The sequence below is a fragment of the Nocardioides sp. T5 genome, assembly GCF_048161455.1.
In the GTDB taxonomy this organism is placed as follows: Bacteria; Actinomycetota; Actinomycetes; order Propionibacteriales; family Nocardioidaceae; genus Nocardioides.
Window position 1 is genome coordinate 1,546,678 of sequence record NZ_CP182415.1, and the last position, 22,632, is coordinate 1,569,309.

The window sequence follows — 22,632 nt, forward strand, 5'->3', positions numbered from 1 at the left end:
GCTCGGCGCCTTCGATACCCTCGGTGTCACCGACCTCGACGCCGGCGATCCGATGGACTGGATGGGCTCTCCCGCCTAGGTCTGGCGCAGCACCAGCACCGAGCGCGCCTGCAGCTCCATCGACGCGCCCGCAACCACCGGGGTCCCGACGGCGATGTCGGTGTTGGTCGACAGCACCACCTCGCCGTGGTGGACCCACTGGTTGGCCGGCAGCACCAGCTCGACGTCGTCGACGCCGGAGTTGAGCCAGATCATGAACGACCGGTCGTGCACCTGCTCGCCGCGTGGGCCGGGGGAGCGCAGGGGAGCGCCGTTGAGGAACATCCCGATGGTGCGGATGCTGTCGTCGTTCCAGTCGTGGACGGTCATCTCGCGACCGCTCGGGTGCACCCAGACGAGGTCCTTGATGCCGCCCTTGATCGTCGGGCGTCCCTCGAACCAGTGCCTCTGCCGCAGCGCCGGGTGCTCTCGCCGCAGTCGCAGGGCGGTCTTGGTGATCTCGTAGACGTCGAGCCAGGCGTCGTCGGGGCGCCAGTCGATCCACGACGTCTCGTTGTCCTGGCCGTAGGCGTTGTTGTTGCCGCCCTGGGTGCGGCCGCGCTCGTCGCCCGCCGTGAGCATCGGCACGCCGCTGGAGAAGCACAGGGTGGCCATGAGGTTGGCTGCCTGGCGACGACGGAGCGCGATGATGTCCGGGTCGTCGGTCTCGCCCTCGACGCCGCAGTTCCACGAACGGTTGTTGTCGGTGCCGTCGCGGTTGTCCTCGCCGTTGGCCTCGTTGTGCTTGTCGTTGTACGACACCAGGTCGCGCAGCGTGAAGCCGTCGTGGGCGGTGATGAAGTTGACCGAGGCGTAGGGCGAGCGACCGTCGTCGGCGTAGAGGTCGCTCGACCCGGCCAGCCGCGTCGCCACGGTGCGTACGCCGCCGGAGTGACCGCGCCAGAAGTCGCGCACGGTGTCGCGGAACTGGTCGTTCCACTCGACCCACGGCGGCGGGAACTGCCCGACCCGGTAGCCGTCCATCGACGCGTCCCACGGCTCGGCGACGAGCTTCACGTGGCGCAGCACCGGGTCCTGGCCGATCGCGGTGAGCAGGTGCGAGCCCATGTCGACGACCTGGTCGGTGCGGGTCAGCGCGCTCATCAGGTCGAAGCGGAAGCCGTCGACGTGCATCTCGGTGACCCAGTAGCGCAGGGAGTCGAGGATCATCCGCAGGCTCTGGGTGTGGGTGGCGTCGACGGTGTTGCCGCAGCCGGTGACGTCCCAGTAGCGCACGGGCTCGGGCTTCTGGCCCGGCTTCGCGGCGGGCGGCACGACCCGCTGGTAGTAGCCGCGGTCGTCGAGGCCGCGGAAGCTCAGGGTCGGCCCACGGGGGCCGGCCTCGGCGGTGTGGTTGTAGACCACGTCGAGGATGACCTCGAGCCCGGCGAGGTGGAAGTCCTTGACCATCTGCTTGAACTCGGTGACCTGCTGGCCGCGGTCGCCGGCGGACGAGTACGCGTTGTGCGGGGCGAAGAAGCACAGCGAGTTGTAGCCCCAGTAGTTGGCCAGCCCGCGCTCGGCGAGGGCGGGCTCGGAGAAGAACTGGTGCACGGGCAGCAGCTCGACCGCCGTCACGCCGAGGTCCTTGAGGTAGTCGGTCACCGCCGGCGTCGCCAGGCCGGCGTACGTCCCCCGGAGCTCCTCGGGCACCCGGTCGTGCAGCGCGGTCATGCCCTTGACGTGCATCTCGTAGATCACGGTGTCGCGCCACCGCCGGTGCGGTGACGTGTCGGGGCCCCACTGGAAGTCGTCGTGCACCACCACGCTGCGCGGGACGTAGGGCGCCGAGTCGAGGTCGCTGCGCGTCGCGGGGTCGTCCATCACGTAGCCGAAGACGGCCTTGTCGACGACCAGGTCTCCCGAGACGGCCTTCCCGTAGGGGTCGAGGAGCAGCTTGGCCGGGTTGAACCGCAGGCCGGCCTCGGGATCCCACGGTCCGTCGGCGCGGTAGCCGTAGAGGGCGCCGCGGGCGACGCCCGGGACGGCGCCGTGCCACACGCCCAGCGAGAGCTCGGTGAGCCGGTGCCGGGTCTCGACGCCGGCGTCGTCGAACAGGCAGACCCACATCGCACGCGCCTCGGGGGCGTACACGGCGAAGTTGGTCGCCTCCCAGGACCACGTCGCCCCCAGGGGGTGGTTGCGACCGGGCCAGACCGACATGGTCTCGCCGTCGTGCTGCCAGGCAGTGGTCCTCCAGGGGGGTGTCACGCGGGCCATTGTGGTCGCATCGGAGGGGCACGGCACAATGCGGCTCGCACCGCGGCCATCCACGGCAGCGTCCGCGCGCCGTCCCACGTGACAAGGAGCCACCATGGAGTTCGTCTCGATCGACGTGACCGACGGGGTCGCGGTCCTGCGACTCGACCGCCCCAAGATGAATGCGATCAGCCTCCAGGTGCAGGCCGACCTGCGCGAGGCCGCGGCCGAGCTCACCGAGCGCGACGACGTACGCGCCGTGGTGCTGTGGGGAGGCGATCGCGTCTTCGCCGCCGGCAACGACGTCAAGGAGATGGCTGACTGGACCTACTCCGACATGGTGAAGGCCTCCACCTCGGTCAGCGCGGCGACGACCGCGATCGCCCGGATCCCCAAGCCCGTCATCGCCGCCGTCAACGGCTACGCCCTGGGCGGCGGCTGCGAGCTGGCGCTGGCGGCTGACCTGCGGTTCGCCGCCGAGGACGCCGTCCTCGGCCAGCCCGAGGTCCTGCTCGGGATCATCCCCGGCGCCGGCGGCACCCAGCGCCTGACCCGCCTGGTCGGCACCGCGAAGGCCAAGGACATCATCTTCACCGGCCGGTTCGTGAAGGCCGACGAGGCGCTGCGCATCGGGATGGTCGACCGGGTCGTCCCCGCGGACCAGGTGCTGGAGGAGGCGACGGCGTACGCCGCCCAGTTCAGCAACGCGGCCGCGCTGGCCATCCGGGCGGCCAAGGAGTGCATCGACCGGGGCAGCGAGGTCGACCTCGACACCGGGCTGGAGATCGAGCGTCAGCAGTTCGCCGGGGTCTTCGCGACCGAGGACCGTACCCGCGGCATCACCTCGTTCGTTGAGAACGGACCGGGCAAGGCAACCTTCGTGGGCCGCTGAGCGGCCCGGGACCGAGAGGAACACGACCACGTGACGACGAAGATCCGGGCGACGCTCGCCCAGCTGGTGTGGCTCGCGTGCGCGTTCGCCGCACTGCTGCTCGCGGTGGGGGCGCTGCTGATCGCGCTGGACGCCAACAAGTCCAACGAGCTGGTCCAGGCGATCCTCAGGGGCGCCTCGTGGGCCGACCTGGGGATCTTCTCCCGCCGGGACGGCATCAAGCAGTTCACCGGCGAGGGCGCGGAGGTCAAGAACGCCCTGTTCAACTGGGGCCTCGCCGCGATCGCCTGGCTCGTGGTCGGGCGCGTCCTCGAACGCATCATCAAGCCCTGACGGGCGGAGGGTGCGGCAGCGGCACTGTGAGCGACCGCACCCGGATCGCCATTCCGGTCGACATTGACCGACCAGTAACCTCATAGCCACATCCGAGTGCACAGGAGGGGCCGCGAGGCCACACCACCATGAACATTGTTGTCTGTGTGAAGTACGTGCCGGACGCGACGGCCGACCGCAAGTTCGAGGACGACAACACCGTCGACCGCGTTGGCGTCGACGGCCTGCTGTCCGAGCTCGATGAGTACGCCGTGGAGCAGGCGCTCCAGTTCCGGGAGAAGCGTGAGGGTGAGGAGATCACAGTCACCGCGCTGACCGTCGGGCCGGAGAAGGCCGTCGACGCGGTGCGCAAGGCGCTGCAGATGGGCGCGGACGCGGGCGTCCACGTCGTCGACGACGCCATCGCCGGCTCCGACTACCTCGGCACCTCCCTGGTCCTGGCCAAGGCCGTCGAGAAGATCAAGGCCGACACCGGCGCCGACCTCGTGGTCTGCGGCATGGCGTCCACCGACGCCTCCGGCTCGGTCGTCCCGGCCATGCTGGCCGAGCGCCTCGGCATGCCCCAGGTGACCCTCGCGTCCGTCGTGGAGTCGCAGGGCGACCAGGTCCGGATCAAGCGCGACAACGAGGGCTCGACCGAGGTCATCGGTGCGACGCTGCCGATCGTGCTCTCGGTGACCGACCAGTCGGGCGAGGCCCGCTACCCGTCGTTCAAGGGCATCATGGCGGCGAAGAAGAAGCCGCTCGAGACCTGGTCGCTGACCGACCTCGGCCTCGACGCCGACCAGGTCGGCCTGTCGGTGGCCTACACCCAGGTCGAGGACACCACCGCCCGCCCGCCGCGCACCGCCGGCGAGATCGTCACCGACGAGGACGGCTCGGGCGCCGGCGCGCTGGTCGACTTCCTCGCGTCCAAGAAGTTCATCTGAGGAGCTGCCAGAGATGTCTGAAGTTCTTGTTGTCATCGACCACGCCGACGGAGAGGTCAAGAAGCCGACCTACGAGCTGCTGACCATCGCGCGCCGCCTCGGCGAGCCCGCCGCGGTGTTCTTCGGCTCGCCCGACCAGGGCGACGCCGTGGCCGAGAAGGTGAAGAAGTACGGCGCCGCGAAGGTCTACGTGATCGACGACGCCCAGATCAAGGGCTACCTCGTCGCCCCGAAGGCCGAGGCGCTGCAGCAGCTGGCCGAGAAGACCAGCCCGGCTGCGGTCCTGCTGCCCTCGACCTTCGAGAACAAGGAGGTCGCCGGTCGCCTGGCGATCAAGCTCGGCTCGGGCCTGATCACCGACGCCGTCGACGTGCAGGAAGGTGGCGTGACCACGCAGAGCGTGTTCGCCGGCAACTACACCGTCCAGGCGAAGGTCACCACCGGCACGCCGATCATCACGGTCAAGCCCAACTCGGCGGCCCCCGAGGAGGCCGAGGGTGCTGCCGCGGTCGAGGCGTTCGCCGCGACCATCAGCGACGTCGCGAAGACCGCCCAGGTCGTGGCCACCCAGCCGCGCCAGTCGACGGGTCGCCCCGAGCTCACCGAGGCCGCGATCGTGGTCTCCGGTGGTCGTGGCACCGGCGGCAACTTCGAGCCCGTCGAGGGCTTCGCCGACAGCCTCGGTGCTGCGGTGGGTGCCTCGCGTGCCGCGGTCGACTCGGGCTGGATGCCGCACGCCTTCCAGGTCGGCCAGACCGGCAAGACGGTCTCGCCGCAGCTCTACGTCGCCAACGGCATCTCGGGTGCGATCCAGCACCGCGCCGGCATGCAGACCTCGAAGACGATCGTCGCGGTCAACAAGGACCCCGAGGCCCCGATCTTCGAGCTCGTCGACTTCGGCGTCGTGGGTGACCTCCACACGGTCCTGCCCGCCGCCACCGAGAAGGTCAAGGAGCGCAAGGGCTGAGCCCTCGCCCCCGTACGACGGACGCCCCCGACCGCGCGGTCGGGGGCGTCCTGTCGTCTCCGGCGTGGTCGCGGGCTGCGGCTCACCAGACGGCCCGGCGGACCGCCCACTCGTCGTCGCGCTGCACGATCCGCACGGTGTAACCCCGGAAGCGCTCCCCGGAGACCCGGAAGCGGTAGGGCTGGGACCAGTGGTCCGCCTGCGCGCGACGGCACGGGCCCTTCTTCACGGGCAGGTTCGTCCGCGACAACCGCGACCAGCCGTCTGCGTACGAGTGCTGCAGCACGGTGGGCCAGCCGCGGTGCCGACCGGCGGCGGTCAGCAGCACGGCGCCGTCAGGTCCGTCGGGCACGAGCACGTCGCACCGCCCCGTCACACCGCCCGGAAGCGTGACGACGCCGCGCTCGGCGGAGATCACCCAGGACCTGCTGCGACCGGGCACCGCGACGTACTGCGAGTCCGGCGAGACCCCGAGCGGGTGCCGACCCGCGCGCAGCGCCTGCCAGGCGATCCCGTCGCGGGTGGTGAGGACGACGCTGCGCCGCGGGCAGCGCACCGTGGCTGCGATGACCCCGAGCGGGTCCGCGGTCGTCGTGTCACCCCACGAGCAGCGCGCCCTGCCGGCGTCGTGCACCACCGCCGACGGGCCCCACGTCTGGGTCGCCCGGTCGTAGAGCTGCGCCCTGATGCGGTGACCGCGGGCGGAGCCGATCGCGACGAGGGGGCCTCCGGGAGCGGCGAAGAACTGGGTGTGGAGGTCCCGTTCCACGACGTCGAGCCCGGGCGCGTCGGCGGGTGCCACCTGGGTCACGGCCCACGGCGACCCGGCGTCGGTGCGCGAGATGACGGCCACCTGGCCCGGGTCGGGGAGGTAGCCGAAGAGCGTGGTGTGGGCGTCGACGTTGACGAAGCTGGTGTCCTCGCAGGCGCGGTTGGGCGTCAGCTCCTGCCGCACGGGTGCGGCGTCGCCGGTGCGGGTCAGCACCACGATCCGGCACCGCCTGGCCAGGCCGGAGCCGTAGAGGTAGGAGACCTGCGACTCATCGGTGATGGTCGCGGTCGCGGTGTACTCCTGGCCGGGCGTCTCGAGCCGGTGCCGGGTGAACTCGTCCGGGCCGAAGGTGACGTAGCCCTCGGACTCCGGGTAGACCGCGCGGCTGCCGTCGGGGGAGATGCCCGGCTCGTCGTAGGCCTCGCCCTCGAGCTCGTACGCCGTCCAGCTCACGGTGTCGGCCGACCACAGGGCGTGGGAGGCGGTCGGCGCCTGGTCCTCGGCGTAGCCGTTGTAGTCGCACTGGGCCACCACCGCCACCGCCCCGTTGGCCGTCCGCACGTCGACGTTGCCGCAGAACAGGCGCTTCTTCCGCAGGACCACCACCGGGTCCGCCCAGGCGCCGGTCGCGGCGTCGCGACGCCTGGCCCGGACGGTGCGGTAGTTCTCCGACGCCCACACCCGCAGGAGGTCTCCGTCGGCCAACGTCAGCTCTTCACCGCGCTCGACCTGGCGCGGCAGGTCCGCCACGCCCGGGACGTCCTCCGGGGCCGGTGGCGCCGCGGCGCCCACGGTCGAGCCGGTCAGGACAGCCGCTGCCGTCGCCAACGCGACGATCACCCCCGTGATGCGAGACATGGCGCCACCCTAGGCTCGCCCGCCCTACGCTGGACAGCATGAGCAGCGAGGAGGACGTGCGCGCGGTCGCCGGTCGCGCCCGGGCCGCGAGCCACGACCTGGCCACGGCGACGCGGGCCACCAAGGACGCCGCCCTGCACGCGATGGCCGACGCGCTCCTCGCCTCTGCGCCGGACGTCCTGGCCGCCAACGCCGAGGACGTCGCGCGCGCCGAGTCCGGCGGCACGCCCGCCAACATCGTCGACCGCCTCCGGCTCGACGACTCCCGCCTCGCGGCGATGGCGCAGGGCCTGCGCGACGTCGCCGCCCTGCCCGACCCCGTGGGGGAGGTGCTGCGCGGCAGCACGCTGGCCAACGGGCTCGAGCTGCGCCAGGTGCGGGTGCCGTTCGGGGTGGTCGGGATGATCTACGAGGCCCGTCCCAACGTCACCGCCGACGCCGCCGGGATCTGCCTCAAGGCCGGCAACGCGGTGCTGCTGCGCGGCTCGTCGAGCGCCCGGTCGAGCAACGCCGCGATCGTCGCCGCGATGCGCGGCGCGCTGGCGGGCAGCGGCCTGCCGGAGGACGTCGTACAGCTCGTGCCGGGGGAGACCCACGACAGCGTGAAGGCGCTGATGCGGGCCCGCGGGCTCGTCGACGTGCTCATCCCGCGCGGGGGAGCGGGCCTGATCCGACGCGTCGTGGAGGAGTCGACCGTGCCCGTCATCGAGACCGGTGTGGGCAACTGCCACGTCTACGTCGACGCCTCGGCCGACCTGGAGCAGGCACTCGCGATCGTGCTCAACTCCAAGACCCACCGCACCAGCGTCTGCAACGCCGCCGAGTCGCTGCTCGTGCACGAGGACGTCGCCGACGAGTTCCTGCCGCTCGTGGTCGAGGCGCTCTCGGACGCCGGCGTGCTGATCCACGGTGACAGCGCCTTCGCGGAGTACGACGACGTGGTGCCGGTGACCGACGAGGACCACGCGGCCGAGTTCCTGGCGCTGGAGATCTCCGCCGCCGTGGTGACCGACGTCGAGGGGGCCATCGCGCACATCCGGCGCTGGTCCTCCGGGCACACCGAGGCGATCCTCGCCCGCGACCAGGCGACCATCCGGCGCTTCGTCGCCGCGGTCGACTCGGCCGCGGTGATGGTCAACGCGTCCACCCGCTTCACCGACGGCGGGGAGTTCGGCTTCGGTGCCGAGATCGGCATCTCCACCCAGAAGCTGCACGCCCGTGGCCCGATGGGCCTGCCCGAGATGACCTCGAGCAAGTACGTCGTGGTCGGCGAGGGCCACGTCCGATGACGCGGCGGCCGTGCCGGTAGGGTGAGCGCCATGCTGAGCACCGTCATCACGCTGGCCGCCGAGGCCGAGAGCGAGCCTGCCGTCCACCCCTACGTCGTGGGTGCCATCGCCCTGGCGCTGCTGCTCGTCCTGCTGCTCGCCGTGGTCTCCTTCGGTGGCGGTCGCGAGCACAGCTGATCCGGTGACCGGTCCCGTGGGGCAGCGTCGCGTCGGGGTGATGGGCGGCACCTTCGACCCCATCCACCACGGCCACCTCGTGGCCGCGTCCGAGGTGCAGGCATGGTTCGACCTCGACGAGGTCGTCTTCGTGCCCACGGGCGACCCGTGGCAGAAGAGCGACCGGCAGGTCACCACCGCCGAGCACCGCTACCTGATGACCGTGGTCGCGACCGCGGCCAACCCGCGCTTCAACGTCTCCCGGGTGGACATCGACCGCGCGGGCAAGACCTACACGATCGACACGCTGCGCGACCTCAAGGCCGAGATGTCCGACGCGGAGCTGTTCTTCATCACCGGCGCTGACGCCCTCGCCGACATCTTCACCTGGCGCGACGTCGAGGAGCTCTTCGAGCTGGCCAACTTCGTCGGCTGCACGCGGCCCGGCTACGAGATGGACCCGCAGGCGCTCGCCAAGATCCCCGCCGACCGCGTCACCATGGTCGAGATCCCCGCCCTGGCGATCTCCTCCACCGACTGCCGCGACCGCAAGCGGCGCGGCGAGCCCGTCTGGTACCTCGTGCCCGACGGAGTCGTCCAGTACATCGCCAAGCACCACCTCTACACCTCCACCAGCACCCCGACCAGCACCACCACCGGCTCGAGCGCCACCACCAGCAAGGACTCCGCATGACTGCCACCGACCACGCCCTCGAGCTCGTCGCCGTCGCGGCCCAGGCCGCACACGACAAGAAGGCCGACCAGGTCCTGGCCTTCGACGTCAGCGACCAGCTCGCCATCACCGACGCCTTCGTGATCGCCAGTGCCAACAACGAGCGGGCCGTCGGCGCGATCGTCGACGAGGTGGAGGACAAGCTCCGCGAGGTCGGCGCGAAGCCGATCCGTCGCGAGGGCCACAAGGAGGGGCGCTGGGTGCTCCTCGACTACGGCGAGATCGTGGTCCACGTGCAGCACGAGGAGGAGCGGTCCTTCTACGCCCTCGAGCGACTCTGGAGCGACTGCCCGCTCATCCCGCTGACCCTCGCGTGAGGCGTCTGGTCCTGCTCCGCCACGGGCTCACTGACTGGAACGCCGTCGGCCGCTACCAGGGCCACGCGGACGTCACGCTCTCGGAGACCGGGGTCGCGCAGGCGCAGGCCGTCGCGCCCGCGATCGCCGCGATGCGACCGGTGGCCCTGTGGACGTCCGACCTCGCGCGAGCAGCCGCCACGGCCGCGCACGTCGCCGAGGCGTGCGGTCTGCCCGCGCTCGCCGACCCGCGCCTGCGGGAGCGGCGCGTCGGCATCTTCAGCGGGATGACGGCCGACGAGATCCGGACCGCACACCCGGTCGAGGCCGAGGACTTCTTCTCCGGCGGCGCGCCGCTCGACACCGAGAGCGAGCAGGAGGTCGAGGCGCGGATGGTCGCGGCGCTGCGTGACCTCGCGCAGAGCAACAGCACGCACGGAACGGTCGTCGCGATCTCCCACGGGTGGGCGATCAGGATGGCTGTCACGTCCCTGGTGGGTGCGTCCCCGACGGCACTCCACGGGCTCGACAACTGCGGTTGGGCCGAGCTCGTGCACCAGGGAGGCTCCTGGTCGCTGCTGGCCTGGAACCGGGTCGTCGGTTGAGCGACCGGGCTCGTGAGGTCGACCTCGCCCTCAGCAGGCAGCTGGCGAAGGTGATGGACGACGCCGTCACCGTGCCCGGCACCCGCATCGGGCTCGGCCTGGATGCCGTCATCGGGCTCGTGCCGGGGATCGGCGACTTCGTGGGCAGCGCCCTGTCCAGCGTCATCGTCCGCGACGCGATCCGGGCACGGGTCCCGATGGCGGTGCTGGCGTGGATGGGGCTGAACCTCGTCGTCGACGCGGTGCTGGGCCTCGTCCCGGGCGTCGGTGACCTCCTCGACGTCGCCCACCGGGCCAACCGCAAGAACCTCCGCCTGCTGCTCCGCGAGGTCGAGCGGCAGCCGCTGCGCGAGCCCCCGAGCACGGCGTACGTCGTCGGCGCGGTCGCGCTGATGGCCGTCCCGGTGCTCGCCGGGCTGGTCGTCGCGGCGCTCGGGTTCTGGCTCCTCTGGCGTTGGTTGACCTGAGCCCGGACCCCGATTTCACCTGCCGGTCAGGTGTCGGCTAATGTTCTGCGCGTTGTCCTTCCGGCTCCACGGAAGGACGATGTTGGGGCTGTGGCGCAGCTGGTAGCGCATCTGCATGGCATGCAGAGGGTCAGGGGTTCGAGTCCCCTCAGCTCCACCAACACTGAAGTCCGGCGCGAGAGCGCCGGACTTCTGTCGTTTCGGGCGCCGGATTTCGGGCCGCGGCTGAACTTCCACGCGCACGCGTGGAAATTCGTCTGACTTCTGCGGTCGTGAGCGTGCATGCTCCTGAAGATCCACCCCAGCGCGTGGAAGTTCATCGGCGCGGGGCGGTCCGTACCGGATGCGGAGCGAATCGGCGTTCGGGCGGGCCCGGTGGCACCATGTGCTCATGACCGCGACCGACGTCTCCGCCAGCACCACCCCGGCCGTCTCCGAGCGCACCGCCGCCCACATCGAGGCGACCGAGCGCTACGCCGCGCACAACTACCACCCGCTGCCCGTGGTGCTCGCCGAGGGCGACGGCGCGTGGGTCATCGACGTCGACGGCAAGCGCTACCTCGACTGCCTCGCCGGCTACTCGGCGCTCAACTTCGGCCACTCCAACGAGCGCCTCGTCGCCGTCGCGCGCGAGCAGCTCGGCCGGCTCACGCTGACCAGCCGCGCGTTCTTCAACGACAAGCTGAGCGGCTTCGCCGAGGCGCTGTGCCGGCTGACCGGCAAGGACATGATCCTGCCGATGAACTCCGGTGCCGAGGCCGTCGAGACCGCCATCAAGGTCAGCCGCAAGTGGGGCTACGAGGTCAAGGGCGTGCCCGCCGGGCAGGCCACCATCATCACGATGGAGGGCAACTTCCACGGCCGCACCACCACCATCGTCAGCTTCTCCGACGACGACGTGGCGACCTCGGGCTACGCCCCGTTCACCACCGGCTTCCGCGGCGTGAAGTACGGCGACGTCGAAGCGGTCGCCTCCGCCATCGACGAGACCACGGTCGCCGTGCTCTTCGAGCCGATCCAGGGCGAGGGTGGCGTGGTCATGCCGCCCGAGGGCTTCCTGCGCGACCTGCGCGCGCTGTGCACCGAGCGCAACGTGCTGATGGTGGCCGACGAGATCCAGTCCGGCCTGGCCCGCTCCGGCACGACGTTCGCCTGCGACCACGAGGACGTCGTCCCCGACATCTACATCATGGGCAAGGCGCTCGGCGGCGGCATCTACCCCGTCTCCGCGATCGCGGCCGACCACGAGGTCATGGACGTCATCACCCCCGGCTCGCACGGCTCGACCTTCGGCGGCAACCCGCTCGCCGCCGCCATCGGCACCGAGGTCGTCGCGATGCTCGAGGAGGGCACCTTCCAGGCCCGCTCGTCCGAGATCGGCGCCCAGCTGCAGGCTGGCTTCGGGTCGCTCGTCGGCCAGGGCCTCTCCGACGTCCGCGTCCGCGGCGCCTGGGCCGGCATCGACATCGACCCGTCCCTGATGTCGGGCCGACAGATGTCGGAGGCGCTCATGGCCCGCGGCATCCTCGCCAAGGACACCCACGGCTCGACGGTCCGCTTCGCCCCGCCGCTGGTCGCCAGCGACGAGGACATCGCCGGCCTCGTCACCGCCGTCACGGAGATCCTCGCAGCGGCGCGTTCCTGACCCGATGGGCGCGCGCTTCGACCACCTCGTCGTCGCCGTCGCGGACCTCGACGAGGCGGCCGCCCGCTGGCGCGCGGCCGGGCTGCCCGCCGAGCGCGGGGGAGCGCACCCCGTCGGAACGGAGAACGTGCTGGTCCGCGGACCCGGACCGGCGTACGTCGAGCTGATCGCGGCTGGTTCGGACGAGTCCAACCCGTGGCTCGACCGCATCCGGTCGGCGCGCGGTCCGATCTCGTGGGCCGTCGCGGTCGACGACCTCGACGAGGCGCGTACGGCGCTGGAGGCGGCCGGGTTCGATCCCGACCCGCCCGTGCCCGGCTCGCGCCGCACCCCGGCCGGCGACCTGCTCGAGTGGCGCGTGTGCGACGTCGGCCCGGGACCGTACGACGGCTCGCTCCCGTTCCTGATCGAGTGGACGACGCCGATGGTGGCGGGCCCGGCCGACGGCCCCGTGGTGGCGACCGTTGTCTGGACGCCGACCGACCCCGACCGGGTCGCCGAGCTGCTGGTCGCGCTCGGGCTCGACCCCGTCCGGCACGACGAGAGCCTGGGCCTGGTGGTCGACGGATCGGCGGCCGACGGCACGGCGCGCTGGTCGATGGTCTGGGACGACGACGGCTCCGTGCCGGCCGTGACGCTCGAGCTCGCGGTGCGGGAGACGGACGCCGTACCTGCCGTGGTCCTCGACGGGGTCGCGGTCGTCAGGTGGCCGGCGAGGCTCAGCTGAGCCGGGCCGCCACCCGGTCGAGGCCGGCCGCACGGGCTGCCTGTAGGGGCGTGGCCCCCTCTAGCGGGGAGACAAGCGTCGGGGACGCCCCGTGGTCGAGCAGGAGAAGCGCTACGTCCTCACGACCCTCCTCGATGGCCGCGACCAGAGCGGTCGACTGCAGCTCGGGATGGATGAAGTCGACGTCCACCCCGGCGTCGAGGTGGTGGCGGACGAGCTCGACGTCGCCGGTGCAGGCCGCGGCGAAGAACGCCTTGTAGTCCCCGTGGGACATCCGGCCCCCCTCAAGCGATGGTGAGTCCGCCGTCGACCGGGATCGTCTGCCCGGTGACGTAGCCCGCGGCGTCGGAGGCGAGCCACACGGCGGTCGCGGCCAGCTCGTGCGGGTCACCCTTGCGGCCGGCCGGCACGCGGGTGATCACGGTGTCGAGGTAGCCGTCGGGGTAGGTGTCGGTCATCTCCGAGGAGAAGAAGCCCGGCGCGAGCGCGTTGACCCGGATGCCCTTGCGGCCCATCCACTGCTGGGCGAGGTCACGGGTGAGCCCGCCGAGGCCGGCCTTCGAGGCGGAGTACGCCGCCTGCGGCAGGCCGCCGGTGGTGATGCCGAGGATCGAGGAGATGTTGACGATGCTCGATCCGGGCTGCATCACGCGGCCGCACGCCTGGGCCATCCAGTAGCAGCCGTTGAGGTTGACGTCGATGACCGAGCGGAACTGCTCGGGCGTCTCGTGGGTGGCGGGCACGGCGGTGCCGACGCCTGCGTTGTTGACGAGCACGTCGACGCGGCCGAACTTCGCCATCGCCTCGTCGACGAGCCGCTGGCACTGGTCCGGGTCGGCGACGTCGGTCGCGACCGCGAGCACCCTGCGTCCGGTCGAGCGGACGGAGTCGGCGACCCGCTCGAGCTTGTCGACCCGACGCGCACCCAGCACCACGTCGGCGCCTGCTTCTGCGAAGCAGTGCGCGAACGCGACACCCAGCCCGCTCGAGGCGCCGGTGACGATGACGACCTTGCCGTCGAGGCGGAAGAGATCCATGACGCTCATGCTCGGACCCTAGGACGTGCCGCTCGTCACCGTTGCGACCGGGGTGGGTGCGCGGCGGGGCAGCTGCCGGACCGAGCGTGAGCAGAGCACCAGCCCGCAGATGACGGCGTACGCGATGCCGGACGCCACGAGCACCGTCTCGTTGCCGAATGCCAGGCCCAGGGGCCCCCAGGCGAGCTGGCCGATCGGCATGGCCACGTACGAGCCGAGCATGTCGTAGGAGTAGGCGCGCGACAGCATCGCGTCGTCGATGTTCTCCTGCATGGCCAGGTTCCACCCCATGCCGAAGACCTCGATCCCCATGCCCCCGACGAAGGCCGCGGCGACCAGCAGGGCGAGGGTCGGGTCGAGCCCGAGCATGAGGATCGGCACCGCCATCGCGGAGCACGCGGCCATGCCCCACACGAGGGGACGCTCGAGGCGTACCCGCAGCAGGATCACCGTCATCGCGAGCAGGCCGGCGGCCTCCGCAGAGAGCACGAAGCCCCAGCCCTGGCGCCCGATGGTGTCCTCGGCGACCACCGGGCCCAGCGTGGAGATCGCGCCCACGTGGATCATGTTGAGGAAGCCGAAGCCGAGGACGACGACCCACAGCCACGTGGTGCGCCGGAAGAAGGTCCACCCCTCGCGGAGCTCGGCGATCGTGCTGTCGGAGGTGCTGGCCTCCCGAGGAGGGATCCGGACCGGCGCCAGGAAGAGCGCGGCGAGCAACCAGGTGAAGGCGTCGACGGCGAGTGCCCACCCGGAGCCGACGGTGACCACCAGCAACGCGCCGATGGTGGGCCCGACGATGGTGAGCCCGTTGCGGGTCAGCGACAGCAGGGCGTTGGCCGGCTGGAGCTGCCCGCGAGGCACGAGCTGCGGCACCATCCCGGCCATGGCCGGCATCGACACCGCCGAGACGGCGCCGTGGACGGCGGCCAGCACCAGGATCATCCAGAGCTCGGCCCTCCCGGTCAGGACCAGCGCGGCGATGGCGCCCTGGGTCAGGGCGGACGCCACGTTGGAGACCTGCAGCACGACGGCGCGGGGGAAGCGGTCGGAGATGACGCCGCCCCAGAGCAGCAGCAGGATCATGGGAATGGTGTGGGCGGCCAGCACCTGCCCCACGGCGGAGGCCGAGTCCTCGAGGTCCAGGACCGCGAAGACGAGGGCGACGTTGGCCATCGCCGTGCCGAGGGTGCTGGTGGTGCGCGAGGCGAAGTACCACGCGAAGCTGCGGTTGCGCAGCGGGGAGAGCGCGTCAGCCCAGGTCATCGGTCCGTCTCCTGCCCCGTGTCCTGGCCCGTGTCCCGGCCCGGCACCCAGCGGGCGGCGTCGCCCTCGAGCCCGCCGGTCATCGTGAAGGCGTTGGTCGTGACGCTGACGTGCACGGTCTCGGGCGTGCCGGCGGGCCGGGCCTCGGCGTGGAGCAGGTGGGAGGCCTCGTGCAGCAGGTCGAGGGCGCGACGCCAGGCCTCGACCGGGACCCACGCCTCGAGGTCGCTCGACGAGCCGGAGCCGCGCCCCGCGTCGCGCAACCGGCGCTCGACCTCGAGGCCGCTGGCGCGCGCGTAGGCGATCCGGTCGTCGACCGCGCTCGAGCGGTCCGCGACCTCCCGCGACGCGTCGTACCGGTAGCGCTTGGCGACCCCGCCGCGGATCTTCTCCTCGCTCTCCACCACGAGCTCGCCGACGTCGTGCAGCTGGCGCAGGTGGTAGGACGCGTTCGCGTGGGTGAGGTCGAGCGTCCGGGCGACCTCGGCGGCGCTCATCGCCTCGGCCGTGAGCAGCGACAGGATGCGCAGCCGGACCGGGTGTGCTGTCGCGCGAAGCCGGGCCACGGCCTCGGGATCGGTCTCGTCCACGTCCACCCTCCAAGAGTTCTTGGGGAGTAGCGTGAACCGTCCCCGGGTCAACTGTCAAACACTTCTTGGGCGGTCGGTGCGACGTCGCGCGCGCGGGCAGCCGCTTCCCACTGGACTACCCCGGCGGGGCCTGGACGAAAGCCCGCGACCGACCCTGAGGCCACCCTGACTCGACCCCGGAAGGGGGTGATTCCGGCCGGTCGGCGTGCTTGGCTTGTCACCAGACGAGGGAGCGGGCACCCGGCCCGCCCGAGGAGTGAGTGAGATGTCCGACCAGTACCCCACCGACCCGCAGGCGGGCGAGCCGACCCAGGCCTACGGCCAGCAGCCGGCGAGCGCCTACCGCGCCGCTCCGGCGACGATGTCGCCCCAGGACGAGCGCACCTGGGGCGCGATCAGCCACGCCGGCGCCGTGGTCGCGATGATCTGCTCCGCCGGCTTCCTCGGGTTCCTGGCCTCCATCGCGGTGTACGTCATCTACAAGGACCGCGGACCCTTCGTCCGCGCGCACGCCGCGAACTCGATCAACGTCCAGATCTCGATGTTCATCTGGCTCGTGGTCGCCGCCGTGCTCTACGTCGTCCTGGGCGTGATCACCCTCGGCATCGGCTTCGTGGTCTTCCTGCCGGTCTTCCTCGTGCCGCCGGTCGTGGCCGGCATCCTGCACGTCGTCGGCGCGGTCAAGGCCTACAACGGCGAGTGGTGGAACCCGCCGCTCACCCCGGCCTTCGTGAAGTGAGCGCCGTCAGCTGAGCTCGCGCAGGAGCTCGTCCTGCCAGGCGAACGCTGCCCGGGCCCGGTCCGACAGGCCCGGCCCGGGCAGCAGTGCCTCCACCTGCTCGGCCGTGCCCTCGGGCAGGTCGGCACGCAGGTAGCGCAGCCCGAAGTCGTGGCGCGCCGGGCAGTACCTGATCCGCAGCAGCCGCACCAGGGGCTCGACGGCGAAGCGGAGGTGGAGGGCCGTCGCCTCGGCCAGGTCTCCCCGCGCGATGGCCCGCTCCACGAGCCACGCCCCGGTCTGCCGTCGCCCGGCTGCCTGCTCGACCGCCTGCGCGCGCTGGGCCTGCATCTCCGCCTCGTCGTCGTCCTCGAGGTGCAGCAGCCCGTCAGGGTCGTGGAGGACGAAAGGTACGCCGTGCCGGCGCGTGTCCATCGTCAGCCGCTCCGGCGTGGTCTGGATGACAACGTCCAGCAGGCGCGTCGGCCGGGAGAGGTCGGCCGCGTCGGGCTGCAGGTGGATGAAGCACTGCCGCCCCGTGGGCCACGTGCCGACCGGCAGCTCCCACACGTGGTCGACGGGGAGCTCGCGCCGCGCCAGCTCGAGCACGGAGTCGTACGTCGTCGTGGCGTCGCCGTCGCACCAGGCCTCGACGTCGAGGTCGGAGTGGTCGTCCCAGCCGCCCGTCACGGCCGAGCCGTTGACCACGACCACCCTCAGCGCGGGCAGCCGGTCGGGGAGCGAGGTGAGGAGGGCCAGCACGTCGTCGTACCTGGTCAGGTCAGCGGCCATGGATGCGAGTATGCTGGAGCCGTGCACCAGAACCTCCTTCTTCCTCAGCCGCGCTGATCGTCTCTCCCACCCACGGAGACCGACACGCGGCCACCCCTCCATGTGAGGGGTTTTTTCATGCCAACACCCCGCAGCACGCCACAGAGGACACGCCATGAGCAGCCAAGACACGGGAGACACCGGAGCCCACCACGAGACGGCGGCCGAGCGCGCGACGTACGACATCGCGGCCACCGAGACGAAGTGGCAGCGGGTGTGGGAGGAGCTCGACCCGTTCCGGGCCGACGACGACAGCCCGCGCGAGAAGCGCTACGCGCTGACGATGTTCCCCTACCCCAGCGGCGACCTGCACATGGGCCACGCCGAGGTGTTCGCGCTGCACGACGTGGTGGCGCGCTACTGGTGGCAGCGCGGCTACGAGGTGCTCAACCCGATGGGCTTCGACTCCTTCGGCCTGCCGGCGGAGAACGCGGCCATCCGCAACGACGAGCACCCCGACACCTACACCCGCGCCAACATCGCCAAGTCGATCGAGTCGTGCAAGAAGTACGCCGCCTCCTTCGACTGGTCGCGCACGTTCAACACGTCCGATCCGGACTACTACCGCTGGACGCAGTGGCTGTTCCTGGAGTTCTTCAAGCGGGGCTTGGCCTACCGCAAGAACAGCGCCGTCAACTGGTGCCCCAACGACCAGACCGTGCTGGCCAACGAGCAGGTCGTGGCGGGTGCCTGCGAGCGGTGCGGGGCGGAGGTGACCAAGAAGGAGCTGACCCAGTGGTACTTCAAGATCACCGACTACGCCCAGGAGCTGCTGGACGGCCTCGACGAGCTGGAGGACACCTGGCCCGACCGGGTGGTCACCGCGCAGCGCAACTGGATCGGCCGCTCCGAGGGCGCGCACGTCACCTTCACGGTGAACGCCGCCGACAGCGAGCGTGACGTCGAGGTCTACACGACCCGTCCCGACACGCTGTACGGCGCGACCTTCATGGTGGTGGCCGCCGACGCCGCGCTGGCAGCCGAGATCGTGCACCCCGACCGCGCGCAGGCGCTGGAGGACTACCTGGTCGAGGTGCGCAAGGCCTCCGACATCGACCGCCTGGCCACCGACCGGCCGAAGACCGGTGTCGACCTGGGCATCACCGCCACCAACCCCGTCTCGGGTGAGGAGGTGCCGGTGTGGGCCAGCGACTACGTCCTGGCCGACTACGGCACCGGCGCGATCATGGCCGTGCCCGCTCACGACCAGCGCGACCTGGACTTCGCGAAGGCGATGGGCCTGCCCGTGCGCCGCGTCATCGACACGGGAGACGACAACCCCGAGGAGACCTTCGTCGCGACCTCCGGCGACGGGGCGTACGTCAACTCGGGCGAGCTGGACGGCCTGCACGACAAGACGTCGGGCATCCGCACCATCATCGAGAGGCTCGAGGCCGACGGCCGCGGGTCCGGGGCGGTCAACTTCCGCCTGCGCGACTGGCTGCTGAGCCGCCAGCGCTACTGGGGCGCGCCGATCCCGATCATCCACTGCCCGGTGGACGGCGAGGTCCCGGTACCCGAGGACCAGCTGCCCGTCAGGCTGCCGATGCTGAAGGGCGCGGACCTGAAGCCGAAGGGCACCTCGCCGCTGGGCGGGGCGAGCGAGTGGGTCAACACCACCTGCCCGACGTGCGGTGGCCCGGCGACCCGCGACACCGACACGATGGACACCTTCGTCGACTCGTCGTGGTACATGTTCCGCTACTGCTCGCCGCACGAGGACACCCGGCCGTTCGACAGCGAGAAGGTCGACGCGTGGATGCCTGCGAACCTCTACGTCGGCGGTGTCGAGCACGCCGTGCTGCACCTGCTCTACGGGCGGTTCTTCACCAAGGTCCTCAACGACATGGGCCTGGTCGGCTTCCGCGAGCCTTGGTCGGCCCAGCTCAACCAGGGCTTCGTGATCAACCAGGGCAAGAAGATGAGCAAGTCGCTGGGCAACGGCGTGAACCTGGGCGAGCAGCTGACCGCCTTCGGTGTCGACGCCGTACGCCTGACGCTGGTCTTCGCGGGTCCGCCCGAGGACGACATCGACTGGGCCAACATGTCGCCCGACGGGTCGCTGCGCTTCCTGCAGCGCGCCTGGCGGCTGTCCGGGGACGTCACCTCGGACCCCGGTGCCGACGTGACAGCCGGCGACCTGGCGCTGCGGCGTACGACGGCGCGGACCGTGCACGAGGCGGCCACGCTGGTCGAGGCCTACCGCTTCAACGTGATGGTCGCCCGGGTCATGGAGCTGGTCAACGCGACCCGCAAGGCGATCGACTCGGGCGTGGGACCTGCCGACCCGGCGGTGCGCGAGGCCACCGAGGCGGTCGCGATCCTGCTGTCCCTGGTCGCGCCCTACACGGCCGAGGAGATGTGGGAGCGGCTGGGCCACGAGCCCACCGTCGTCCGCGTCGGGTGGCCCGAGGTCGACGAGGCGTTGCTGGTCGAGGACACCGTCACCGCGGTCGTGCAGGTCAAGGGCAAGGTCCGCGCCCGGCTGGAGGTCGCACCGGACATCTCCGAGACCGACCTGGAGGCCGCGGCACTGGCCGACGCCGGCGTGCAGCGGGCCATCGACGGCGCGACGGTGCGCAAGGTGATCGTCCGCGCGCCCAAGCTGGTCAACATCGTCGTCTGAGGTGCGTACGACGTTCGGCCCCGCGGCACGAGCCGCGGGGCCGAACGCCAGGTCACGGCCGGTCGAGGCCGAAGGTGTAGCTGCCCGAACCGGAGTAGGACTCCACGCGCCACGAGTAGTAGCCCGAGGTGCCGGTGTAGGTGATCTTCTCCTCCGAGGTGCTGCTCACGCCCTGCGCCACGACCACCCAGGTGGAGCCGTTCCACTTCTCGAGGTAGAGGTCGAAGTCGGTGCCGGAGGGGCCGGAGATGCAGCCGACGTGCGTGCCCGCGGCCGAGTTGTAGTAGTCGCTCGTGCCGGGGTGGTAGGAGACGCCACCGGAGCCCAGCGAGCCGGACTCGGTCTCCGGCATGGTGCTGCACGTGGTCGGCGTCGGGTCCGGCGGCGGGGTGGTGCCACCGGTGCCGACGAAGAGCAGGCGGTTGGGTGAGCCGGTCCCGGCGTTGGTGACCTTGTTGGGCGTCGCGTTGGCGATCAGCGCGCTGCTGACCGTCGCGGGGGACGCCGACGGGCTGCCCTGCAGGTAGAGCGCCGCCGCGCCGGCGACGTGCGGGGTCGCCATCGACGTACCGCTGATGGTGTTGGTCGCCGAGGTGCCGGTGTGCCACGCCGAGGTGATGGTGGAGCCGGGGGCGAACATGTCGAGGCACGAGCCGATGTTGCTGAAGCTCGAGCGCGCGTCGGTGCTGGTGGTGGAGCCGATGGTCAGGCCGGCCGCGACGCGGGCGGGGGAGCTGTTGCACGCGTTGGCGCCGGAGTCGTTGCCGGCGGCCAGGGCGTAGGTCACGCCGTCGGCGATCGAGTTGCTGACGGCGGTGTCGAGGGCGCTCGAGATGCCGCCGCCGAGGCTCATGTTGGCGACGGCCGGCGACCCGGCGGTGTGGTTCTGGGTCACCCAGTCGACGCCGGCGATGACGCCGGAGTTGGAGCCGTTGCCGGCGCAGTCGAGGACGCGCACGGCCACGAGGCGTACGCCCTTGGCCACGCCGTAGGTCGAGCCGCCGACGGTGCCGGCGACGTGGGTGCCGTGGCCGTTGCAGTCGGAGGTGCCGCGGCCGTCGTTGATCGCGGTGTAGCCGGAGACCGCGCGGCCGCCGAACTGGGTGTGGGTGGTCAGGATGCCGGTGTCGATGACGTACGCCGTCACGCCCGCGCCGGTGGCGTTGTAGGTGTAGGAGTTGTTCAGCGGGAGGTCGCGCTGGTCGATGCGGTCCAGGCCCCACGTGGCGGGGGACTGGGTCGCGTCGAGCTGCACCGGCTTGTCGGCCTCGATGTAGGCGACGTTCGGGTTCTTGCGCAGGGCGGCGAGCGCCTTGTCGTTGAGCCTGGCGGCGAAGCCGTCGAGCACCGAGGTGTAGGTGTGGCTGATGTTCGCGCCCTGGGCGCGTACGTCGGCCTTGGCGGCGCTGAGGCTCCTGCCGGGCGCCTCCTTGTCGAGCACCACGATGTAGCGGTCGTCGGCGGCGGTGCCGAGGACCGGCGCGAGGCCGTCGTCGGCGATCGAGGCCTGGGGGGCCTCCTGGGGCTTCTCCGTGTCGGCCGCGTGGGTGGCGGCCGGGGTGATGGCGAGTGCGGCACCGGCGAGCGAGGCGATCAGGCCTGCCGCCAGTCGAGGGCGTGCATGGTTCATCGATGGATCCTTCCCGAGACAGATGGACGAGGCCGACCCTGACCGGCCGACGCGGTCCCGGGCAAGGGCAGGCGTCGCTTAACACTTAACTCACGCACGGCCGGACCGTCCGACGGGCTCGGCCGCGTGCCCCGGGGTCAGCTGCTCGGCCAGCTCCAGCGGATCCCGGTCGTGCCGGGAGCGGTGTCGGTGTGGACCAGGTGCGCCCGCCGGTCCTCGTCCAGCGAGATCGGCTGCTCGCGCCCCTCGATGAAGGCGGCCACGCTCGCGGGGAGCGCTCTCCGGTCGAACGCCACCTCGAGCAGGTACTCGCGCATCGGCAGGCGCAGGCGGCGGGTGTACTCGCGCTCGCAGGGGCCGGGGGCGGGGGAGATGACGTCGTACTTCACGATCACCGTCTCCCCGCGGCGCAGCGGCCGGAAGAAGAGCAGCTCCGCCCCCACCACGCCCGCCTCGGGGTCGCGCTCCACGCGGCCCAGCGCGCAGCCGCGCAACGGCCGGATCTCGGGCAGGCCGGCGCCCAGGTCGTCCTGGGCGTGCATCACGACGCGGCGGTCGGGCCCGTCGGCGCGCGCCCGCATCGCCTGCCGCACGGTGAGGCGGACCTGCCGGCGGTCGGGGCCGAGACGCAGGATGTCGTGCACCGAGACGCGTGCCAGCTCGGTGTCCCAGCTGGTGTCGAGTCGCCCGAGGACGGCCGAGTGCGGCTCCTCGGGCCACAGGACGTCGAGGCCGCGCACGGCCCGGCGCGGGGTGCGCTCGCGCGTGCTCGGGAGGGTCGCGGTGAGGCTGCCGGAGGGCAGGTCGAGGACGTCCTCGAGGTGCGGCAGGGCCGCCAGCGACGACCGCCGACCGGGCTCGCTGCGACCGGAGCGCCAGTAGCTCAGCGTCGCTGCGCTGACCGACACCCCGCGCTGGGCGAGGTGCTCGGTGATCCGGTCCAGGCCCAGGCCCCGGGCGTCGATGGCGGTCCGGAGTGCGTCGGCGAAGCGCTCGGGCCGGTCGGGCATCCGGACATCCAACCGGA

At 71.5% G+C, this 22,632-nt stretch carries 23 protein-coding genes and 1 tRNA gene; 15 read left to right on the forward strand and 9 right to left on the reverse strand.

Features of this window, described 5'->3' with window-relative positions:
* Positions 1-75: 75 nt before the first annotated feature.
* Positions 76-2,250, reverse strand: coding sequence for a glycogen debranching protein GlgX (glgX, locus tag ACNKF0_RS07545; protein WP_416957128.1), 2,175 nt, complete (start codon positions 2,248-2,250; stop codon positions 76-78).
* A 103-nt stretch (positions 2,251-2,353) separates the two neighbouring features.
* On the opposite strand from glgX, the gene ACNKF0_RS07550 reads away from it, so the two are divergent.
* The 4 genes from ACNKF0_RS07550 (at position 2,354) to ACNKF0_RS07565 (ending at position 5,359) form a co-directional block, all read left to right on the forward strand.
* The gene (locus ACNKF0_RS07550) at positions 2,354-3,130 is read left to right on the forward strand and encodes an enoyl-CoA hydratase/isomerase family protein (RefSeq protein ID WP_416957130.1); all 777 of its coding nucleotides are present in this window, start codon (positions 2,354-2,356) and stop codon (positions 3,128-3,130) included.
* A gap of 30 nt (positions 3,131-3,160) precedes the next feature.
* Entirely contained in the window at positions 3,161-3,463 is a 303-nt protein-coding gene (locus ACNKF0_RS07555; RefSeq protein WP_299927601.1) for a hypothetical protein, read from the forward strand.
* 146 nt (positions 3,464-3,609) lie between these two features.
* Entirely contained in the window at positions 3,610-4,392 is a 783-nt protein-coding gene (locus ACNKF0_RS07560; RefSeq protein ID WP_416957132.1) for an electron transfer flavoprotein subunit beta/FixA family protein, read from the forward strand.
* A gap of 13 nt (positions 4,393-4,405) precedes the next feature.
* Positions 4,406-5,359 carry an electron transfer flavoprotein subunit alpha/FixB family protein gene (locus ACNKF0_RS07565; protein WP_416957134.1) on the forward strand — a complete coding sequence of 318 codons (954 nt, stop codon included), beginning with the start codon at positions 4,406-4,408 and terminating at the stop codon, positions 5,357-5,359.
* 82 nt (positions 5,360-5,441) lie between these two features.
* On the opposite strand, the gene ACNKF0_RS07570 is transcribed toward ACNKF0_RS07565, so the two are convergent.
* Positions 5,442-6,989: a hypothetical protein gene (locus ACNKF0_RS07570; protein ID WP_416957136.1), complete on the reverse strand. Its 1,548-nt coding sequence runs from the start codon at positions 6,987-6,989 to the stop codon at positions 5,442-5,444.
* 38 nt (positions 6,990-7,027) lie between these two features.
* Here ACNKF0_RS07570 and ACNKF0_RS07575 point away from each other — a divergent pair, with 38 nt between their 5' ends.
* The 9 genes from ACNKF0_RS07575 (at position 7,028) to ACNKF0_RS07615 (ending at position 12,907) form a co-directional block, all read left to right on the forward strand.
* Positions 7,028-8,278, forward strand: a complete 1,251-nt coding sequence (locus ACNKF0_RS07575) for a glutamate-5-semialdehyde dehydrogenase (protein WP_416957138.1) — start codon at positions 7,028-7,030, stop codon at positions 8,276-8,278.
* Between the two features lie 30 nt (positions 8,279-8,308).
* On the forward strand, positions 8,309-8,455 hold the full coding sequence (locus ACNKF0_RS07580) for a hypothetical protein (protein WP_172258884.1): 147 nt from the start codon (positions 8,309-8,311) through the stop codon (positions 8,453-8,455).
* Between the two features lie 40 nt (positions 8,456-8,495).
* A complete protein-coding gene (gene nadD, locus ACNKF0_RS07585; RefSeq protein WP_416958449.1) occupies positions 8,496-9,128 on the forward strand; it encodes a nicotinate-nucleotide adenylyltransferase in 633 nt (210 codons plus the stop codon).
* A complete protein-coding gene (rsfS, locus tag ACNKF0_RS07590) occupies positions 9,125-9,484 on the forward strand; it encodes a ribosome silencing factor (RefSeq protein ID WP_299927580.1) in 360 nt (119 codons plus the stop codon). The genes nadD and rsfS overlap by 4 nt, the downstream gene beginning before the upstream one ends.
* Positions 9,481-10,068 (forward strand): histidine phosphatase family protein, encoded by a 588-nt coding sequence (locus ACNKF0_RS07595; RefSeq protein WP_416957141.1) that lies wholly within the window; start codon positions 9,481-9,483, stop codon positions 10,066-10,068. The genes rsfS and ACNKF0_RS07595 overlap by 4 nt, the downstream gene beginning before the upstream one ends.
* Positions 10,065-10,535, forward strand: coding sequence for a DUF4112 domain-containing protein (locus ACNKF0_RS07600; RefSeq protein ID WP_416957143.1), 471 nt, complete (start codon positions 10,065-10,067; stop codon positions 10,533-10,535). The genes ACNKF0_RS07595 and ACNKF0_RS07600 overlap by 4 nt, the downstream gene beginning before the upstream one ends.
* Positions 10,536-10,619: 84 nt before the next feature.
* A tRNA-Ala gene (locus ACNKF0_RS07605) sits at positions 10,620-10,695 on the forward strand.
* Positions 10,696-10,926: 231 nt separating this feature from the next.
* The gene (gene rocD, locus ACNKF0_RS07610) at positions 10,927-12,180 is read left to right on the forward strand and encodes an ornithine--oxo-acid transaminase (protein ID WP_416957145.1); all 1,254 of its coding nucleotides are present in this window, start codon (positions 10,927-10,929) and stop codon (positions 12,178-12,180) included.
* A 4-nt stretch (positions 12,181-12,184) separates the two neighbouring features.
* The gene (locus ACNKF0_RS07615; protein WP_416957147.1) at positions 12,185-12,907 is read left to right on the forward strand and encodes a VOC family protein; all 723 of its coding nucleotides are present in this window, start codon (positions 12,185-12,187) and stop codon (positions 12,905-12,907) included.
* On the opposite strand, the gene ACNKF0_RS07620 is transcribed toward ACNKF0_RS07615, so the two are convergent.
* From ACNKF0_RS07620 to ACNKF0_RS07635, 4 genes are read right to left on the reverse strand one after another with little or no spacing between them, the layout of a single operon-like run.
* On the reverse strand, positions 12,900-13,181 hold the full coding sequence (locus ACNKF0_RS07620) for an ankyrin repeat domain-containing protein (RefSeq protein WP_416957148.1): 282 nt from the start codon (positions 13,179-13,181) through the stop codon (positions 12,900-12,902). The genes ACNKF0_RS07615 and ACNKF0_RS07620 overlap by 8 nt on opposite strands.
* 10 nt (positions 13,182-13,191) lie before the next feature.
* On the reverse strand, positions 13,192-13,953 hold the full coding sequence (locus tag ACNKF0_RS07625) for an SDR family NAD(P)-dependent oxidoreductase (protein ID WP_416957150.1): 762 nt from the start codon (positions 13,951-13,953) through the stop codon (positions 13,192-13,194).
* A 9-nt stretch (positions 13,954-13,962) separates the two neighbouring features.
* Positions 13,963-15,210 (reverse strand): MFS transporter, encoded by a 1,248-nt coding sequence (locus ACNKF0_RS07630; RefSeq protein ID WP_416957153.1) that lies wholly within the window; start codon positions 15,208-15,210, stop codon positions 13,963-13,965.
* Positions 15,207-15,800: an ArsR/SmtB family transcription factor gene (locus ACNKF0_RS07635; RefSeq protein ID WP_416957155.1), complete on the reverse strand. Its 594-nt coding sequence runs from the start codon at positions 15,798-15,800 to the stop codon at positions 15,207-15,209. The genes ACNKF0_RS07630 and ACNKF0_RS07635 overlap by 4 nt, the downstream gene beginning before the upstream one ends.
* 265 nt (positions 15,801-16,065) lie before the next feature.
* On the opposite strand from ACNKF0_RS07635, the gene ACNKF0_RS07640 reads away from it, so the two are divergent.
* Positions 16,066-16,539 (forward strand): DUF4870 domain-containing protein, encoded by a 474-nt coding sequence (locus ACNKF0_RS07640; RefSeq protein ID WP_416957157.1) that lies wholly within the window; start codon positions 16,066-16,068, stop codon positions 16,537-16,539.
* Between the two features lie 6 nt (positions 16,540-16,545).
* On the opposite strand, the gene ACNKF0_RS07645 is transcribed toward ACNKF0_RS07640, so the two are convergent.
* Positions 16,546-17,310, reverse strand: a complete 765-nt coding sequence (locus tag ACNKF0_RS07645; protein WP_416957159.1) for a hypothetical protein — start codon at positions 17,308-17,310, stop codon at positions 16,546-16,548.
* A gap of 154 nt (positions 17,311-17,464) precedes the next feature.
* Between ACNKF0_RS07645 and leuS the strand changes: the two genes are divergently transcribed.
* Positions 17,465-19,975, forward strand: coding sequence for a leucine--tRNA ligase (gene leuS / locus ACNKF0_RS07650; protein ID WP_416957161.1), 2,511 nt, complete (start codon positions 17,465-17,467; stop codon positions 19,973-19,975).
* A 52-nt stretch (positions 19,976-20,027) separates the two neighbouring features.
* Here the strand turns inward: leuS and ACNKF0_RS07655 are convergent, their stop codons facing one another.
* Entirely contained in the window at positions 20,028-21,605 is a 1,578-nt protein-coding gene (locus ACNKF0_RS07655) for a S8 family peptidase (RefSeq protein ID WP_416957163.1), read from the reverse strand.
* A gap of 137 nt (positions 21,606-21,742) precedes the next feature.
* Complete coding sequence (locus ACNKF0_RS07660; RefSeq protein ID WP_416957165.1) at positions 21,743-22,615, reverse strand: XRE family transcriptional regulator; 873 nt, start codon at positions 22,613-22,615, stop codon at positions 21,743-21,745.
* Positions 22,616-22,632 lie beyond the last annotated feature (17 nt).

Excerpts from the sequence above, each read along its gene's own strand:
- ACNKF0_RS07550 (WP_416957130.1), top strand. The coding sequence starts at position 2,354 with ATGGAGTTCGTCTCGATCGACGTGACCGACGGGGTCGCGGTCCTGCGA.
- ACNKF0_RS07565 (WP_416957134.1), top strand. The coding sequence starts at position 4,406 with ATGTCTGAAGTTCTTGTTGTCATCGACCACGCCGACGGAGAGGTCAAG.
- ACNKF0_RS07570 (WP_416957136.1), bottom strand. The coding sequence starts at position 6,989 with ATGTCTCGCATCACGGGGGTGATCGTCGCGTTGGCGACGGCAGCGGCT.
- ACNKF0_RS07575 (WP_416957138.1), top strand. The coding sequence starts at position 7,028 with ATGAGCAGCGAGGAGGACGTGCGCGCGGTCGCCGGTCGCGCCCGGGCC.
- ACNKF0_RS07580 (WP_172258884.1), top strand. The coding sequence starts at position 8,309 with ATGCTGAGCACCGTCATCACGCTGGCCGCCGAGGCCGAGAGCGAGCCT.
- nadD (WP_416958449.1), top strand. The coding sequence starts at position 8,496 with ATGGGCGGCACCTTCGACCCCATCCACCACGGCCACCTCGTGGCCGCG.
- rsfS (WP_299927580.1), top strand. The coding sequence starts at position 9,125 with ATGACTGCCACCGACCACGCCCTCGAGCTCGTCGCCGTCGCGGCCCAG.
- rocD (WP_416957145.1), top strand. The coding sequence starts at position 10,927 with ATGACCGCGACCGACGTCTCCGCCAGCACCACCCCGGCCGTCTCCGAG.
- ACNKF0_RS07615 (WP_416957147.1), top strand. The coding sequence starts at position 12,185 with ATGGGCGCGCGCTTCGACCACCTCGTCGTCGCCGTCGCGGACCTCGAC.
- ACNKF0_RS07620 (WP_416957148.1), bottom strand. The coding sequence starts at position 13,181 with ATGTCCCACGGGGACTACAAGGCGTTCTTCGCCGCGGCCTGCACCGGC.
- ACNKF0_RS07625 (WP_416957150.1), bottom strand. The coding sequence starts at position 13,953 with ATGAGCGTCATGGATCTCTTCCGCCTCGACGGCAAGGTCGTCATCGTC.
- ACNKF0_RS07630 (WP_416957153.1), bottom strand. The coding sequence starts at position 15,210 with ATGACCTGGGCTGACGCGCTCTCCCCGCTGCGCAACCGCAGCTTCGCG.
- ACNKF0_RS07640 (WP_416957157.1), top strand. The coding sequence starts at position 16,066 with ATGTCCGACCAGTACCCCACCGACCCGCAGGCGGGCGAGCCGACCCAG.
- ACNKF0_RS07645 (WP_416957159.1), bottom strand. The coding sequence starts at position 17,310 with ATGGCCGCTGACCTGACCAGGTACGACGACGTGCTGGCCCTCCTCACC.
- leuS (WP_416957161.1), top strand. The coding sequence starts at position 17,465 with ATGAGCAGCCAAGACACGGGAGACACCGGAGCCCACCACGAGACGGCG.
- ACNKF0_RS07655 (WP_416957163.1), bottom strand. The coding sequence starts at position 21,605 with ATGAACCATGCACGCCCTCGACTGGCGGCAGGCCTGATCGCCTCGCTC.
- ACNKF0_RS07660 (WP_416957165.1), bottom strand. The coding sequence starts at position 22,615 with ATGCCCGACCGGCCCGAGCGCTTCGCCGACGCACTCCGGACCGCCATC.